General features: G+C 71.3%; 12 protein-coding genes. 6 read left to right on the top strand and 6 right to left on the bottom strand.

The window, feature by feature from the left end; all coding sequences use genetic code 11:
* The first annotated feature begins 8 nt into the window (after positions 1–8).
* Both AC4BGB_RS14950 and AC4BGB_RS14945 read left to right on the top strand, forming a co-directional pair.
* Positions 9–1,406: an MFS transporter gene (locus AC4BGB_RS14950; protein WP_490547670.1), complete on the top strand. Its 1,398-nt coding sequence runs from the start codon at positions 9–11 to the stop codon at positions 1,404–1,406.
* Positions 1,403–2,833: a pyridoxal phosphate-dependent decarboxylase family protein gene (locus tag AC4BGB_RS14945; protein WP_490547669.1), complete on the top strand. Its 1,431-nt coding sequence runs from the start codon at positions 1,403–1,405 to the stop codon at positions 2,831–2,833. The genes AC4BGB_RS14950 and AC4BGB_RS14945 overlap by 4 nt, the downstream gene beginning before the upstream one ends.
* A gap of 31 nt (positions 2,834–2,864) precedes the next feature.
* Here the strand turns inward: AC4BGB_RS14945 and AC4BGB_RS14940 are convergent, their stop codons facing one another.
* Complete coding sequence (locus tag AC4BGB_RS14940) at positions 2,865–3,272, bottom strand: hypothetical protein (RefSeq protein WP_490547668.1); 408 nt, start codon at positions 3,270–3,272, stop codon at positions 2,865–2,867.
* A gap of 86 nt (positions 3,273–3,358) precedes the next feature.
* Here AC4BGB_RS14940 and AC4BGB_RS14935 point away from each other — a divergent pair, with 86 nt between their 5' ends.
* Entirely contained in the window at positions 3,359–4,051 is a 693-nt protein-coding gene (locus AC4BGB_RS14935; RefSeq protein WP_490547667.1) for a uracil-DNA glycosylase, read from the top strand.
* Between the two features lie 41 nt (positions 4,052–4,092).
* Positions 4,093–4,878, top strand: coding sequence for a dioxygenase family protein (locus AC4BGB_RS14930; RefSeq protein WP_490547666.1), 786 nt, complete (start codon positions 4,093–4,095; stop codon positions 4,876–4,878).
* Positions 4,879–5,067: 189 nt separating this feature from the next.
* Here AC4BGB_RS14930 and AC4BGB_RS14925 read toward each other — a convergent pair whose 3' ends face one another.
* Positions 5,068–6,651 (bottom strand): succinic semialdehyde dehydrogenase, encoded by a 1,584-nt coding sequence (locus AC4BGB_RS14925; protein ID WP_490547665.1) that lies wholly within the window; start codon positions 6,649–6,651, stop codon positions 5,068–5,070.
* 58 nt (positions 6,652–6,709) lie between these two features.
* Positions 6,710–8,335: a GMC family oxidoreductase gene (locus AC4BGB_RS14920; RefSeq protein WP_490547664.1), complete on the bottom strand. Its 1,626-nt coding sequence runs from the start codon at positions 8,333–8,335 to the stop codon at positions 6,710–6,712.
* 118 nt (positions 8,336–8,453) lie between these two features.
* On the opposite strand from AC4BGB_RS14920, the gene pdxY reads away from it, so the two are divergent.
* Together pdxY and AC4BGB_RS14910 are read left to right on the top strand one after the other, a co-directional pair.
* Entirely contained in the window at positions 8,454–9,305 is an 852-nt protein-coding gene (gene pdxY, locus AC4BGB_RS14915) for a pyridoxal kinase PdxY (RefSeq protein WP_490547663.1), read from the top strand.
* A 219-nt stretch (positions 9,306–9,524) separates the two neighbouring features.
* Positions 9,525–11,024: a mannitol dehydrogenase family protein gene (locus AC4BGB_RS14910; RefSeq protein ID WP_490547662.1), complete on the top strand. Its 1,500-nt coding sequence runs from the start codon at positions 9,525–9,527 to the stop codon at positions 11,022–11,024.
* A gap of 35 nt (positions 11,025–11,059) precedes the next feature.
* Here the strand turns inward: AC4BGB_RS14910 and AC4BGB_RS14905 are convergent, their stop codons facing one another.
* The 3 genes from AC4BGB_RS14905 to AC4BGB_RS14895 all read right to left on the bottom strand — a co-directional run bounded on the left by AC4BGB_RS14905 (position 11,060) and on the right by AC4BGB_RS14895 (position 14,925).
* Positions 11,060–12,760 (bottom strand): copper resistance CopC/CopD family protein, encoded by a 1,701-nt coding sequence (locus AC4BGB_RS14905; protein ID WP_490547661.1) that lies wholly within the window; start codon positions 12,758–12,760, stop codon positions 11,060–11,062.
* A gap of 27 nt (positions 12,761–12,787) precedes the next feature.
* Positions 12,788–13,540: a YcnI family copper-binding membrane protein gene (locus AC4BGB_RS14900; RefSeq protein ID WP_490547660.1), complete on the bottom strand. Its 753-nt coding sequence runs from the start codon at positions 13,538–13,540 to the stop codon at positions 12,788–12,790.
* Positions 13,541–13,692: 152 nt separating this feature from the next.
* Positions 13,693–14,925, bottom strand: coding sequence for a monooxygenase (locus AC4BGB_RS14895; protein WP_490547659.1), 1,233 nt, complete (start codon positions 14,923–14,925; stop codon positions 13,693–13,695).
* Positions 14,926–14,948 lie beyond the last annotated feature (23 nt).

Here is a 14,948-nt window from a genome sequence, read left to right as displayed (position 1 = left end):
TGACCCGCGTGACCCACCTCGATGACCGGTCCCGACCCCCGACTGCTGACGCGCTCCCGCGCAAGGTCCGTGCCGGCTACGGCTTCGGCTCGGTGGCCACCGGGACGTTCGGGACGGTTCCCGGACTGATGCTGCTGCCCTACCTGACCGACACCGTCGGGATCGCCGCCGTTCTCGCGGGGCTGATCGTGTTCCTCCCCAAGGCGTGGGACGTGGTGCTGAACCCGATCGCCGGGCGGATCAGCGACCGGTCCACGGACCCGCGGGGACCTCGTCGGCCGTTCCTGCTCAAGGCCGGGCTCCTGCTCGCGTTCTTCTTCGCACTCCTGTTCGCGGCCCCTGACCTGGACTCGAAGGTGTTCGACGCGGCGTGGGTGCTGGTCATGTTCGTCGCCTGCGCCACGGCGTACGCCTTCTTCCAGGTGCCCTACGTCGCGATGCCGGCCGAGATCACCGACTCCTACGACGAGCGCACCCGGCTGATGACCTGGCGGGTCGCGATCCTCGCGCTCGCGATCATGCTCAGCGGTGCCACGGCCCCCGCCATCCGGGACGCGTTCGACGGCCGCACCGGCTACCGGGTGATGGGACTGGTGATCGCCGGGCTGCTGGTGATCGGCGTGGTCGGGGCCTACGTGGGCACCCGCTCGGCGCCGATCGGCCAGGTGGCCTCGAGCCCGGGAAGCCTGCGTGACCAGCTGCGGGTGGTGGCCCGGGCGCGCGACTTCCGGCTGCTGCTGACCACGTTCGTCATCCAGGCCCTCGCGACCGGCGCCATGCTCGCCGGTGTCGCCTACGTGGCCCGCTGGGTCCTGGTCGACAAGGGCGCCGCGACGATCCTGTTCGTCTGCTTCGTGGGGCCGGCCCTGCTGCTGACCCCGGCCTGGAGCGCCCTGGGACAGCGGATCGGCAAGAAGCGGGGCTACCTCGCCTCCTCGCTGGTGCTCGCCCTCGCGGCGCTGCTGCTCTTCTGGTCACGCTCGGCGCCGTCGTGGTGGGTCTACGCGGCCACGGCCCTGGTCGGCGTCGGGTACGCCGGCGCGCAGGTCTTCCCGATGGCGATGCTCCCCGACGCCGCCGCGGTGGACGCCCGCCGGACCGGCGAGAACCGCATCGGCGTCTACACCGGGGTGTGGACCGCCGGGGAGACCCTCGGACTCGCGTTCGGCCCCTCGCTGTACGCCGTGGTGCTGGCCCTGGGCAGCTATCGCTCCTCGGACCTCAACGCCGACTGGACCAACCAGACCCAGCCCGACTCGGCGCTGACCGCCATCGTCCTGGGCTTCTCGCTCATCCCGGCCCTGCTCATCCTGCTCAGCCTGTGGACGCTCTCGCGCTACTCGCTGGACCACACCGCGGTCGACGAGGGCGCCCCCGACCCGGCCGACCGAGGAGACCAGCAGTGAACGACATCCTGGCCCGGCTGCGCGAGATGCAGTCCGCCGACGTCCCGGTGACGGGCGGCCGCACGCTGGCCTACGTCTACGACTCCGGCCTGGTCGAGGCCGACGAGGTCGGCCGGTCGGCGGTGGCGGCGTACGCCGGGTCCAACGGGCTCGACCCGACGGCGTTCCCGAGCCTGCTGGCGATGGAGAACGAGCTGGTCGGCTTCGCCGCACGGCTGCTCGACGGCCCCGACGGTGCGGTCGGCACGGTGACCTCCGGTGGCACGGAGTCGGTGCTGCTGGCGGTGCAGGGCGCGCGCGACTCCCGCCCCGACATCGAGCGTCCCCGGATGGTGCTGCCGGTGACCGCGCACGCGGCGTTCCACAAGGCGGCCCACTACTTCGGCGTCGAGGCGGTGATGGTCGACGTGGACGAGGAGTTCCGGGCCCGTCCCGGTGCGATGGAGGCCGCGATCGACGACCGCACAGTGCTCGTGGTGGCCAGCGCCCCGTCGTACGCCCACGGGGTGGTGGACCCGGTCACCGAGATCGCCGCCGCGGCCGCCGCGCGCGGGGTCCGCTGCCACGTCGACGCCTGCATCGGCGGCTGGGTGCTGCCGTACGCCGCCCGGCTGGGCCGTCCCGTCCGGCCGTGGACCTTCGCCGTGGAGGGCGTCACCAGCATCTCGGTGGACCTGCACAAGTACGCCTACGCCCCCAAGGGCACCTCGATCCTGCTGCACCGCAGCGCCGCGCTGCGGCGGCCGCAGTTCTTCGCCAGCGCGAAGTGGCCCGGCTACACGATGCTCAACCCCACGATGCAGTCCACGAAGTCCGGCGGGCCGCTCGCAGGCGCGTGGGCGGTGGTGAACACCATCGGCGACGAGGGCTACCTCGCGCTCACCCGGAAGGTGCTCGACGGCGTGGACCGGCTGGTCGAGGGGATCGCCCGGATCGAGGGCCTGCGGGTCGTCGTACCCCCGGAGTCGACGCTGGTGGCCTTCGCGACCGACGCCAGCTGCGACGTCTTCACGATCACCGACGCGATGACGCGAGCCGGTTGGTACGTCCAGCCCCAGATGTCCTTCGAGGGCCAGGAGCCGACGATCCACCTGTCGCTGAGCGCGGCGACCGCCGAGCACACCGAGGAGTTCCTCACCGCGCTCGCGGCGGCCGTCTCGGACGCGGTCGCGGCCGGCCCGATCGCCGTCGACCCCGGCGTCGTGGAGTTCGTGAAGTCCCTGGACCCCGCCGGGCTCAGTGACGAGGACTTCGACGGCCTGCTGGCCGCGGTCGGGATGGCCGGCGGATCCGACGACGGTGCCGTGGGCCTGCCCGACTCGATGGCCGAGATCAACGCCCTCCTCGACCTCGCCGCCCCCGCCCTGCGCGAGGCCCTGCTCACCGCGTTCCTGGACCGGCTGCTGCGCCCCGCCCACCCCGCCTGAGTCGGTTGTTCGTCGCTTGTGACGCGGGCGCTCAGTCGAGCGGCGCGGTCTCCGGGTCGAGGTCCCGGCGGGGAGCCCGGCGGTTCAGCGCGAGCAGGGAGCCGGCGAGCGCCATCCCCACGACGAAGAACTCCAGCGCCGCGAAGACGCGGCCGAGCGGACCGCCCGGGTCGAAGGCGTAGCCGATCACCGGCGCGAGCAGCCCGACGGCGACGGCCACCGGGAGGGTGCCGCGCTCGCCGTACCCGCTCTCCCGGCCGCCGGCGAACACCATCACCAGCGCCAGCCCGACGAACAGGTCACCGATCGCCTTCGGCCAGTAGCTGCCATCCGTCGGCGAGACGTGCATCAGCAGGGAGCTGAACGCGGAGATCAGGAAGGCCACCATCCACGCGCGCCGCTCGAGACTCCACGGCCGGCGTTCCCGCACGGTGTCCATCCCACGTCCCTTCAGCTCGGGTCCTCGCGCCAAACCTAGTGGCGTCCCGGTGGCAACGATGACCCGGGCGCGCCTACGCTGCGGGCGTGAGCGCGCTGGCCGGACTCGTGGACAAGGGCCTCGTCGCCCCCGACTGGGCCGAGGCCCTGGCCCCGGTCGAGGACCGGATCGCGGCCATGGGCCGCTTCCTGCGGGAGGAGATCGCCGCGGGTCGGGGCTACCTGCCTGCGGGCGAGCACGTCCTGCGCGCGTTCAGCCGGCCGCTCGCCGAGGTCAAGGTGCTCATCGTCGGCCAGGACCCCTACCCCACGCCGGGCCACCCCGTCGGGCTGAGCTTCTCCGTGGCCCCCGGCGTCGCACCTCCCCGGAGCCTGGTGAACATCTTCAAGGAGCTCGTCGACGACCTCGGGGTGCCTGCGCCCACCAGTGGTGACCTGACCCCGTGGGCCGACCACGGCGTGATGCTGCTGAACCGGTGCCTGACGGTGCGGGCGGGTGAGCCGGCCTCCCACCGCGGCCGTGGCTGGGAGGCCGTGACCGACCAGGCGATCCGGACCCTGGCACGCCGGGCCGCGGGCGGGGACCCGCTCGCCGCGGTGCTGTGGGGCCGCGACGCGCAGTCCCTCAAGCCCGAGCTCTCCCCGATGCCGTGGGTGGAGTCCACGCACCCCAGCCCGCTCTCGGCCCACCGGGGGTTCTTCGGGTCGCGCCCGTTCAGCCGGGTCAACCGGATGCTGGAGGAGCAGGGCGGTACGCCGGTGGACTGGCGCCTTCCCTGACCCCAGGAATATAGTTGTCGCATAAACTAGTTAGGGAAGTCATGGACACCTCCCCCGCAATGCCTGCGCTCTACATCGGCCACGGCGCTCCCCCGCTGCTCGACGACCCGGTGTGGTCGGGTGAGCTGCGCTCCCTGGCCGCCGACCTCCCCCACCCCAAGGCGATCCTGATCGTCAGCGCCCACTGGGAGTCGGCGCCGCTGTCGCTGTCGGCCTCGGGCCCGGGCGTCGACCTGGTCTACGACTTCGGCGGCTTCCCGCAGCGCTACTACGAGATGACCTACCGGACCCCCGACGCCACGGCACTCGCCGCGCGGGTGGCCGCGATGATGCCCGACACCGAGCCGGTGCACCAGCACGCCAGCCGCGGCCTCGACCACGGCGCCTGGGTGCCGCTGAAGATCATGTACCCCGACGGGGACATCCCGGTGCTGCAGATGTCGCTGCCGACCCACGACCCCCACAGGCTGCTCGTCCTCGGCAGCCGGCTGCGCGAGCTGCGCCACGAGGGCGTGCTCGTGATCGGGTCGGGCTTCCTGACCCACGGGCTGCCGTTCCTCAAGGAGTTCCGCATCGAGGCGCAGGCCCCGGGCTGGTCGGTCGACTTCGACTCCTGGGCCGCCGACGCCCTCTCCCGCGGCGACGTGGCCGAGCTGGCGGCGTACCGCTCGCAGGCCCCGGGGATGCCCTACGCCCACCCCACCGTGGAGCACTTCACCCCGCTGTTCGTGACACTCGGCGCGGCCACGGACGCCGAGGCACCTGGCAAGCAGGTCATCGACGGCTACTGGATGGGCCTCTCCAAGCGCTCCCTGCTCGTGGCCTGAGCCGGCGTCTGCACCCGGCCGCGGTGCGACGGGTGGGCGCGGGACGAGGTCGCGTGAGAGCGACGCGCGGCGCGAGAAGACCAGGCCGTGCGCGGCAGGGAAGTCCGAGCGACGCGGGCCGCCAAGCGACTCGTCACGTGACCGGACGGCGCACCGCGGACGGCCCCGGAGCGGAGCCCCACAAGAGGTCTACCGGATCCCGAGCCGCCGCATCATCGTGAGCCCCTTGAGGGTCTGGTCCACGTGCTTCTCGAACGGCTCGTCCCGCGGGGCGGAGAGGACCTGCTTCTTCAGCACGGCGAGGTTGATCGCGTCGGTGTACTTCAGCAGCCCCTGGTCGCCGTGGCGGGCGCCGACGCCGGACTGCTTGACGCCGCCCGAAGGCGTGCCCTTGGAGGCGTACGCCGCTGCCAGGGCGTCGTTGACGTTCACGTTGCCGGCGTGGATGCGTCGCGCGACTGCCTCGGCGGCCTCGAGGTCGGTGCCCCAGACGCTGGCGTTCAGGCCGTAGTCGGTGTCGTTCGCCAGTTCCACCGCCTCGTCCACCGAGGAGTAGCGGTGCAGGGCCACCACCGGACCGAAGGTCTCGCAGGACCCGGTGAGCATCTCGGTGGTGACGCCCTCGAGGACCGTGGGCTCGTAGAACGCCGGGCCGAGGTCGGGACGCTCACGCCCGCCGGTGAGGACGGTCGCGCCCTTGGCCACCGCGTCGGCGACGTGCTCGGCGACCCTGTCCTTGTGGTCGACGGAGATGAGCGACCCCAGCTCGGGGGTGTAGTCGTAGGCCGCGCCGATCTTGAGCGCCTTGGTCGCCTGGACGAAGCGCTGCTTGAAGGCGTCGTAGATCGAGTCGTGGATGTACATCCGCTCGATGTGCATGCAGATCTGCCCGGTGTTGCCGAAGACGCCGAACAGGGCGCCCTCGACGGTCTCGTCGAGGTTTGCGTCGGGGAGCACGATCATCGGGTTCTTGCCACCGAGCTCGAGGCAGGCGCCGATGAGGTTCTGCCCCGCCCGCTGGCCGATGTAGCGACCGGTCTGGGTGGACCCGGTGAACATCACGTAGTTGGCGTTGTCGATCAGGGTCGGGCCGACGTCGGGGCCCTCGCCGCACACCACCTGGAACAGCCCCTCCGGCAGGCCGGCCTCGTAGAGCAGGGAGACACCGAAGAGAGGCGAGAGCGCCGTCTTGTTGTCCGGCTTCAGGACGACGCCGTTGCCGGCCATCAGGGCGGGGATCGCGTCGGAGAGGCCGGTGGCGAACGGGAAGTTCCACGGGGCGATGATCGCGACGACGCCCTTGGGCTGGCGGATCTCAGTGGAGGTGCTCATCACCGGCACCGGCCCCCCGCGCTTGACCGGGGTGAGCAGCTTCGCGGCGCGCTTGAGGTAGTGCGAGGTGACCATCGCGGGGTCGCAGGTCTCGTCGAACGCCATCCGCCGGGCCTTGCCCGACTCGGCCTGGATCAGGTCCACGATCGTGGTGTTGTTCTCGATCAGCAGCTTGTGGAACCGCTTGAAGACCGCGAGCCGCTTGCGGACCGGCCACTGCGACCAGGCGCGCTGCGCCTGCCGCGACCGGGCGTACGCCGCCTCGATGTCCTCCGGCGTCGACTGCGGCAGCGCGGTGATCACCTCGCCCGTGTAGACCTCGGTGAGCTTCCAGGTGGCGCCGCCGCTGGAGGCGACCCGGGAGGTGATCCGGTCGAGCAGGGCGTCGGTGATCGTGGCCGGCCTGGTCAGGGGCTGACTGGTCAGGGTGTCGCTGGTCATGTCCACTTCCTCGGCAGTTCCTGGAGCAGGGGTACGGCGGGCGCGTGACGGCGGGCCGTCAGGAGCCCAGGATCAGCTCGGCGGCCTTCTCGCCGATCATGATCGCGGGCGCGTTGGTGTTGCCACCGGTGATGGACGGCATGATCGAGGCGTCGGCCACCCGCAGGCCCTCGATGCCGTGGACCTTGAGGTCCGGCCCGACCACGGCGCGCTCGTCCACGCCCATCCGGCAGGTGCCGACACCGTGGTAGACCGACGTGGCCCGGTTGAGGATCTCCCGGCGCAGGTCCTTGCCCGTGAGCTGGGCGCCGGGGTGGATCTCGTCCTTGACCGTCCCGCCGAAGGCGGCGCCGGCCATGATCGCGCGGGTCATCTCCGACCCCTCGGCCAGCAACTCGAGGTCGGCCGGGTCGGAGAGGTAGCGCGGGTCGATGAGCGGCGCCTGCATCGGGTCGCCGGACGCCAGCCGCAGGGTGCCGCGGCTCTTGGGGTAGATCAGCGTCGCCAGCACGGTCAGGGCCGGGCGCAGGTCGACGTTGTGCCGCACGGGTGCGTCCTGGTTGGGCGAGACGTAGGCCCAGGGCAGCAGGTGCAGCTGCAGGTCCGGTACGTCGGTCGCCTGCGACGTACGCACGAAGCCCACCGACTCGAAGACCGAGTTGGCCAGGAACGTCGTACCGGGACGCAGCACCTCCTTGGCCACGCCCTTGGCGAAGAAGAACGGCGTGCCCTTCAGCGTCGAGGTCGTCACGTGGAAGGTCAGTGCGTGGAACATGTGGTCGTGCAGGTTGTCACCCACCGGCAGGTCGGCGATCGGGGTGATCCCGTGCTCGCGCAGGTGGTCGGCGTGCCCGACGCCCGAGAGCATCAGCAGCTGCGGTGAGCCCACGACGCCGGCCGAGAGGATGACCTCCTTGCCCGCGCGGATGATCCGGGCGGCCCCGCTGTGGTCGACTACCGCGACTCCGACGGCCCGGCCGTTCTCGATGATGATCTTGGTGACCACGACCTGGGTCTGCACCTGCAGGGTGGGGACGTCGAGGTCGTGGAGGTAGCCGCGCGCGGCGCTGTAGCGCGTGCCGTTGGCGGCGTTCTGCTGCATCCGCGCGATGCCCTCCTGGGCGTCGGCGTTGTAGTCGTCGAGCACCTTGACGCCGAGCTCGTCGGAGGTCGCCTGGATGAACTGGAGGGTGCCCTCCTGGGGGATCTTGTTGCGGGTGATCTTGATCGGCCCGCCGGCGCCGCGGTACTCGTTCGCGCCGTCCTCGAAGTCCTCCATCCGCTTGTACGCCGCGTTGACGGAGTCGGCGTCCCACCCGGTGTTGCCCTCGGCGGCCCAGGAATCGTAGTTGGCGCGGTTGCCGCGCACGTAGACCATCCCGTTGATCGAGCTGGATCCGCCCACGACCTTGCCGCGCGGCACCGGCATCCGCCGGTTGAGGATGTGCTCCTGCGGCGTGGAGTAGTAGCCCCAGTCGTTGATCCGCTTGATCTTGGGCTCGGCGTGCATCGGCCCGATCATCCCGGGCTTGCTGGTCAGGAACTGCTTGTCACTCTTGCCCGCCTCCAGCACGATCACGCTTGCCCCGGACTGGGCGAGCCGGCCCGCGACGGCCGCCCCTGCACTCCCGGACCCGACCACCACGTAGTCGGCCTCGTTCTTGTAGGGCGCCTGCTTCGCCATGCTCAACCTCTTCGAACTCGTTGACATACCGCGGGAATGTGCCCTGGAGCACACAGGCCACAACTATAACCTGTTCTAGTTTGTGCGCCTAGGCCGTCGACCCGTCAAGATGTGCCTCATGGAGCTCCTCTCGATCCAGTCATCGGTGGCGTTCGGCCACGTCGGCAACAGCGCTGCGGTCTTCCCGCTGCAGCGCCTCGGGATCGAGGCCTGGGCGGTGAACACCGTGCACTTCTCCAACCACACCGGGTACGGCGAGTGGCGCGGGCCGCTGCTCTCCGCCGACGATCTGCGGGCCGTGATCCTCGGGGTCGAGGAGCGGGGCGCGCTGGCCCGGGTGGCCGCGGTCCTCAGCGGCTACCAGGGTGCCGAGGAGGTCGGCGGCGTCATCCTCGACACGGTGGCACGGGTCAGGGAGCTCAATCCCGCAGCCGTCTACTGCTGCGACCCGGTCATGGGCGACGTGGGCCGGGGCATGTTCGTGCGGCCCGGGATCCCGGAGTTCCTGCGCGACCGCGTCGTCCCCACCGCGGACGTGATCACGCCGAACCACTTCGAGCTCGACTTCCTCTCCGGCAAGCAGACGCGGACGGTCGACGACGTGCTCGAGGCCGTCGACGCGGTCCGGGCCACCGGCCCCTCCACCGTCCTGGTCACCAGTGTGCTCACCGACGAGACCCCCGAGAACTCGGTCGACGTCGTCGCGGTCTCCGACGAGGGCGCCTGGTCGTGCCGCACCCCCCTGCTGCCGATCACCCCCAACGGGTGCGGCGACGTGACCGCCGCGGTCTTCCTCGCCCACCTCCTGCGCACCGGCTCCGCCGAGACAGCGCTGCAGCGGGTCACCTCCACGGTCTTCGGCATCCTGGAGAAGACCATCGAGGCCGGCACCCGCGAGATCCAGCTGGTCGCCTCCCAGGACGTGATCGCGACTCCACCCGAAAGGTTCCAGCCCACCCGGCTGCGGTGAGCTGGGGTGGTGGTGGCCCGCTGCTGCCGGCGGCCGGGCCACTGCTGCGGGCGGCCGGGCCGCGCAAATGTTGGATTGTGACGTCTGAATCGACGATCCGGCTGTCACAACCCAACACTTGTGGGGTTGGCCCAGCCACCACGTCCGTCCCGGGAAGACCGAGTCGTAGAACCCGGCCTGACCGCGTTCTTGCCGGGTGTTCGCGGCTACGGTGAGGCGATGACCGACCTGAACGCGCAGACCCTGGGACAGCTCGGCCCGCGAGTCGCCGGCCCGGCGTACGACCGCTCGGCCGTGACCGGCGGCATCGTCCACCTCAGCGTCGGCGGGTTCCACCGCGCGCACCAGGCGATGTACCTCGACGCCCTGATGAACCAGGGACTGGCCCACGACTGGGGGATCACCGGGGTCGGGCTGCTCGGGCCCGACGCGGCGATGCGCGAGGCGATGCTGGCCCAGGACTGCCTCTACACCCTGGTCGTCAAGAACACCGACGGGACCACGGAACCCCGCGTCATCGGCTCGATGGTCGACTACCTGTTCGCCCCCGAGCAGCCCGAGGCGGTGCTGGACCGGATGAGCGACCCGACCACCCGCATCGTCTCCCTGACGGTCACCGAGGGCGGCTACCACGTCAGCGAGACCGATGGGGCCTTCGACGACAGCGACCCCGCGATCCAGGCCGACCTCCGCCAGGAGGGTCCACCGACCACGGCGTTCGGGTTCCTCACCGAGGCGCTCGCCCGCCGCCGCGCGGCGGGCACCGAGCCGTTCACGGTGATGTCGTGCGACAACCTCCAGGGCAACGGCGACCTGACCAGGGCCATGGTCACCGCGTTCGCGACCAGTCGCGACGCGGAGCTCGGAGCCTGGATCGGCGAGCACGTCGCCTTCCCCAACTCGATGGTCGACCGGATCACCCCAGCCACCACCGACGCCGACCGGGCGTTCGTCGCCGCGGAGTACCAGATCGACGACCGGTGGCCGGTCGTGTGCGAGTCGTTCGCGCAGTGGGCGCTGGAGGACCGCTTCCCGCTCGGTCGTCCTGAGCTCGAACGTGTCGGGGTGCAGGTGGTCGACGACGTGGCGCCCTACGAGCTGATGAAGCTGCGGCTGCTCAACGCCGGCCACCAGGCCCTCGGCTATCTCGGCTACCTGGCCGGCCACCGCTACGTCCACGAGGCGGCCGGCGACCCCCTGCTCAAGGGGTTCCTGCGCGGCTACATGGACGAGGAGGCGACGCCCACGCTGCAACCGGTTCCCGGCGTCGACCTCGACGACTACAAGGACAGCCTGCTCGAGCGGTTCTCCAGCCCCGAGATCAGGGACACCCTGGCCCGGTTGTGCGCGTTCAGCTCCGACCGGATCCCCAAGTGGCTGGTCCCCGTGATCAGGCAGCAGCTCGCCGAGGGCGGTGAGGTACGCCGCTCGGCCCTGATCGTGGCCGCCTGGGCTCGCTATGCCGAGGGCGTCGATGAGTCCGGCGACCCGATCGAGGTCGTGGACCGGCGCCGCGAACAGGTGACCGAGCGGGCGAGCCGACAGGCCGGGGAGCCGCTGGCGTTCCTCGAGGACCGGGACCTGTTCGCCGACCTGCACGACCAGCCCGCCTTCACCGAGCACTACCTCGCGGCGCTGGAGTCGCTGCACTCCGTGGGGTCACGGGCGACGCTCGAGGCGTGGGCAAAACCTCGGCAAGACCAGGTCCGTGACAAGTGATCCCGTCCGGCACCACGCGCCTCCACAGAATCCGGTCACCGTCCGGGAGCGGGCACCCGGAACCTGAGCGAGGCCACCGGGTTCTCGAACTCGCCCAGCCGTAGGCTCACCTGCACCCGGTAGGTGCCGTCGGTGGGGATGACCACCTCGGCGCGGAACGTGCCGGCGTCGCTTGGCCTCAGCTCGAGTTCACCGAGGTCGAGGCTCTCCGAGCGCACTCGCACCGTCGGTGGTCGCGCGGGCTCGTAGGGCGCACCGGTCGGGTCCTGCAGCTGGATCGTGACCGTGTTGGTCCCCCGTGCGCCGGGCGAGAGAGTGCCCAGCACCTTCACGTCCTCGCCGAGCTGCCCGGTGGAGACACCGGTCCGGTTCGGCGCGATGACCGGCGGCGCCTGACGGGGTGACTGGTTGACCAGGAACCCGGTGACCAGCAGGACCGCGACCAGGACCACGGCCTCTGCGGCCACGGTCCGGCGAATCGCGGCCGCGGCGTCACCTCGCTCCGCGTTGTTCCCTGCCCGGTGCACGCGGGGCAGCAGCGCGAACCAGTTGAACCCCGCGATGCCCACCGCGAGGGCGGCGACCATCACCTTGATGATCAGCAACCGGCCGTAGGTGGTGCCGAACAGGTCCTCCCAGGAGCCGATCATGCGCCAGGCCAGCAGCGACCCGCTGGCCATCAGCGCGACCAGCAGTCCCGCCGCGACGGACGAGAACCGAGCCAGGGTCGCCGCCGCCGCACTGGGCCGGCCTGCGAGCACGGCCAGGCAGAGCACGAGACCCACCAGGCCACCGAGCCACACCGTGCCCGCGGCGACGTGCAGCACGTCCGTGGCGAGCAGCAACCACTGCGGCGGGAACGCCCGGGAGTGCCCGACGACGGCCGGCGACACGATGGCCAGTGCCGCCCCAGCCGTGGCCGTCGCACGCCGCGCGCGCCCCAGAGGACCGGCAGGGAGCGCCCCGACCGCGGCCCCCAGCCCACCGACCAGGAGCAGCAACGCCAGCAGTTCCCGTCCGCCCTCAGACGACCACCCACCCCCTCCCGCGACGCCGAGGAGCCCGAGCCCTTGCCGGTTGGCGCCGCTCAGTGGCACCTGCAGCAGCCCGGCAAGTGCCGCCACGGCTGCCGCCACCCGGGCGACCCGACGCACCCGCCCGCGCAGCGCCTCCAGACGCGCGACCCCCGGCAGCAACCATCCGAGGAACAGCGCCAGGCCGGCGGCCACGAACAGTCCGAGGTAGCCGACGCCCTGGACGGCACTGAGCACGCCACGGACCGTTCCGTCCGCACTCGCCTGGGTGGTCGGTGGGCTCTTCACGACGGCGCTGGGCTCTCCGACCGAGAACGTGAGGGCGCCGGCGACCGGGTGACCATCGGCCGACACCACGCGCCACGAGACGACGTAGGTGCCCTGGTCCAGCGTGTCCGGCAGGTCCACGGTCAGCACCGCGTCACGGGCAGCCGCCTCCGAGCTCACCGACTCGCCGCGCGCGTGGAACACCTGCACCCCGTCGGCCGCGACCGAGACCGTCTCATCAAAAGTGAGTCGCGCCTCGCCCGGGGATGCCGGAAGGACCGTGGCCTCGGTCGGGTCGGTTTCGAGCAGACTGGCATGTGCGGTGGCCGGTGACGCCGGCAGGAGCACCAGCATGACGCCCACCAGCACGCTGGTGAGGAGAGCCGCCGGGTGGGCCCGTCCTCGCCAGCGTCCCCGGGACGCCGTGCCGGTCACGTGTTCCTCTCCCCTACCGCTGCCGGATCAGGCGCATCGCCGTACCTGCACCAGCGCGGTGCCGCTGGCCGCCAGGCCGAGTGCGCCCAGCACCAGCCCGATGGCGCCCAGCGTGGTGACCGCACCGCCGTCCTCACCGCCGCCGGTCTCGGCCGAGGCGTTCTGGGTCTCGGCCGCGGCAGCCTCGTCCTCGGACCGCTGCGCCTGGGTGTCACTGGCGGCACTGTCGTGCCCGTCGCCCTCGGCTTCGGTGATCTCGAACGCCGGCGCCGGGTGCTCGAGCTCCTCGCCGTCCTGCCCCTGGGCGGGCACCTCGGTCCAGGCGGTCTCACCCTTCACGCAGGTCTGGATCGCCGGGAAGCTGATCGTCTCACCGGCCTTCTCGGGCAGCTGCAGGGAGAGCTCGAAGGCATCTCGCTGACCGTCGGGCAGCGGCGTCTTGGCGGTGTACTCGACGCTGGCCACCCGCTCGGTCACCTCGTTGCCGTGGGAGTCCTTCACCGGGGTGGCGAGCTTCTCGATCCTCTTGGCGACGTCGTAGTAGGCGTTGCGGGTCGGGGTGATCGCGAGGATGTCTTCGGGGATCTGGATCGCCACCTTGGTGGTGGGCGACCCGTCGCAGCCGTGCGGGACGCTGAGTGTGAGCACGGTGTACGAGCCGGCCGCCGTCCCCTCGGGTGTGACGGTGATGTGGGCGCTGGCCGGGGCTGCCAGCGAGAGGGTCAACAGTCCGGCGGCCGCGGGAGCGGCGAGCAGGCGTGCAGCAGTGCGTGTCCTCATGGGTGTCCTTCTGGTTCAAGGTTGGGAGAGGGTGCGCGTGCGGATGCCCCCGCGACGCCGCACGGGTGTGCGTTCAGTGCGGACGTGTGTGAGCTCAGAGCTGATTTTCGGGCCTGTTGACCTCAGTGAGCCCCCACACGTTCGACGCTTCCTCAGGGCTTGCGCGGGGCGACCGTCATGATGCCGATGCACATCTCGTCGCCGGTGCCATCGCCCCACACCACGTAGCGCGGCGGCGCCTTGCTCAGCTGCGGCACCCGTTTGCGCAGCCCCACGTCGTGCGTACACGTCACCCGCAGCGTGTCCCCCGGATCGACCTCCACCGGCGACGGCAGCTTCACCATCCGCTGGTTGTCGAAGTCGAACTGCGGCACGTCCAGCAGGACCTTGGCCTTCGGCGTGCCCGGGTTCAGTTCGACCTTCAAGGACCGCCCGAGCATGTGCATGTGACCAAAACCGGCGAACACCGTCACCGGCTCCTCCACCTCGTGGTCGCAGGACTGGGTGTCACCGGGCTTCGGCACGCCGCCCTCGCTGCACTCCTCCACCTGCTCGTCCGCGAACTCGCCGACCTCCGGCCCGAACCGCTTCGTCACGTCCGCGATCGAGGCCGCCCGGTCACAGAGCGGACCCGACTCGTCGGCGGCACAGGGCAGGTCGGTCGGCGCGTCGAGCGACCACGTCTCGAGCTCCCGGGTCTGCGGCGTGCCGTCCTTCAGCCGCAGCCGCACCGCCGAGCGGTCCGACCCGCCCGGCTTGCCGTCGGTCGCGAGCAGGTTGTAGTGCATCTGGAAGACGATCAGGCTGCCCGGCTCCAGCTTGAAGCCGGCGTCCTGGTCGAGCAACGTCTCCGTGGCGCCCGGCGCCCAGGTGTCCACCCACGCCGCGCCCGGGTCGGCGCCCTCGTCGTCGTCCTCCACGTCGGCGCCCTCCACGCCGGTCCCGCCGAAACACTGCCAGCCGAGGCCCGGAGTCTTCGCGTCCTGCTCGCGCACCGCGGCAGCGTCGCCCGGCGGCACCGCGTACACGATGCCGTGGTGCGCGATGTCGACGTTCTCCGGCATCACCTGGGTCCCGGTCAGGAACGCCTCCTTGGTCAGGCCCGGATCGAGCACCTGGCACCGGTACTCGTCCACGGCGCCCTCCGGCGGCGCGGGCGTGTAGGCCTCGGCCATCCTCAGGTCGACGAACCGCTCGCCGGCGCGCAGCGGCTGCGGTGGAGCCGACGACGCCCCCGCGTGTGCGCTGTGCGAGCCGGCCGCGGAGGGCTCCGCACTGTTGTCGGCGTCCGAACCACAGGCGGCGACAGCGAACGCCATCGCCATCGCCATCGTGGCCGCCCCGAGCTTCCATAAAGAACCGGACGGCGCTGCGTTGACTGCCATTACGAGCCTCCTATGCGGGTTAC

The sequence above is a fragment of the Nocardioides sp. Z30_9 genome (assembly GCF_058215735.1).
This window is presented reverse-complemented; position numbering and strand designations above follow the sequence as displayed.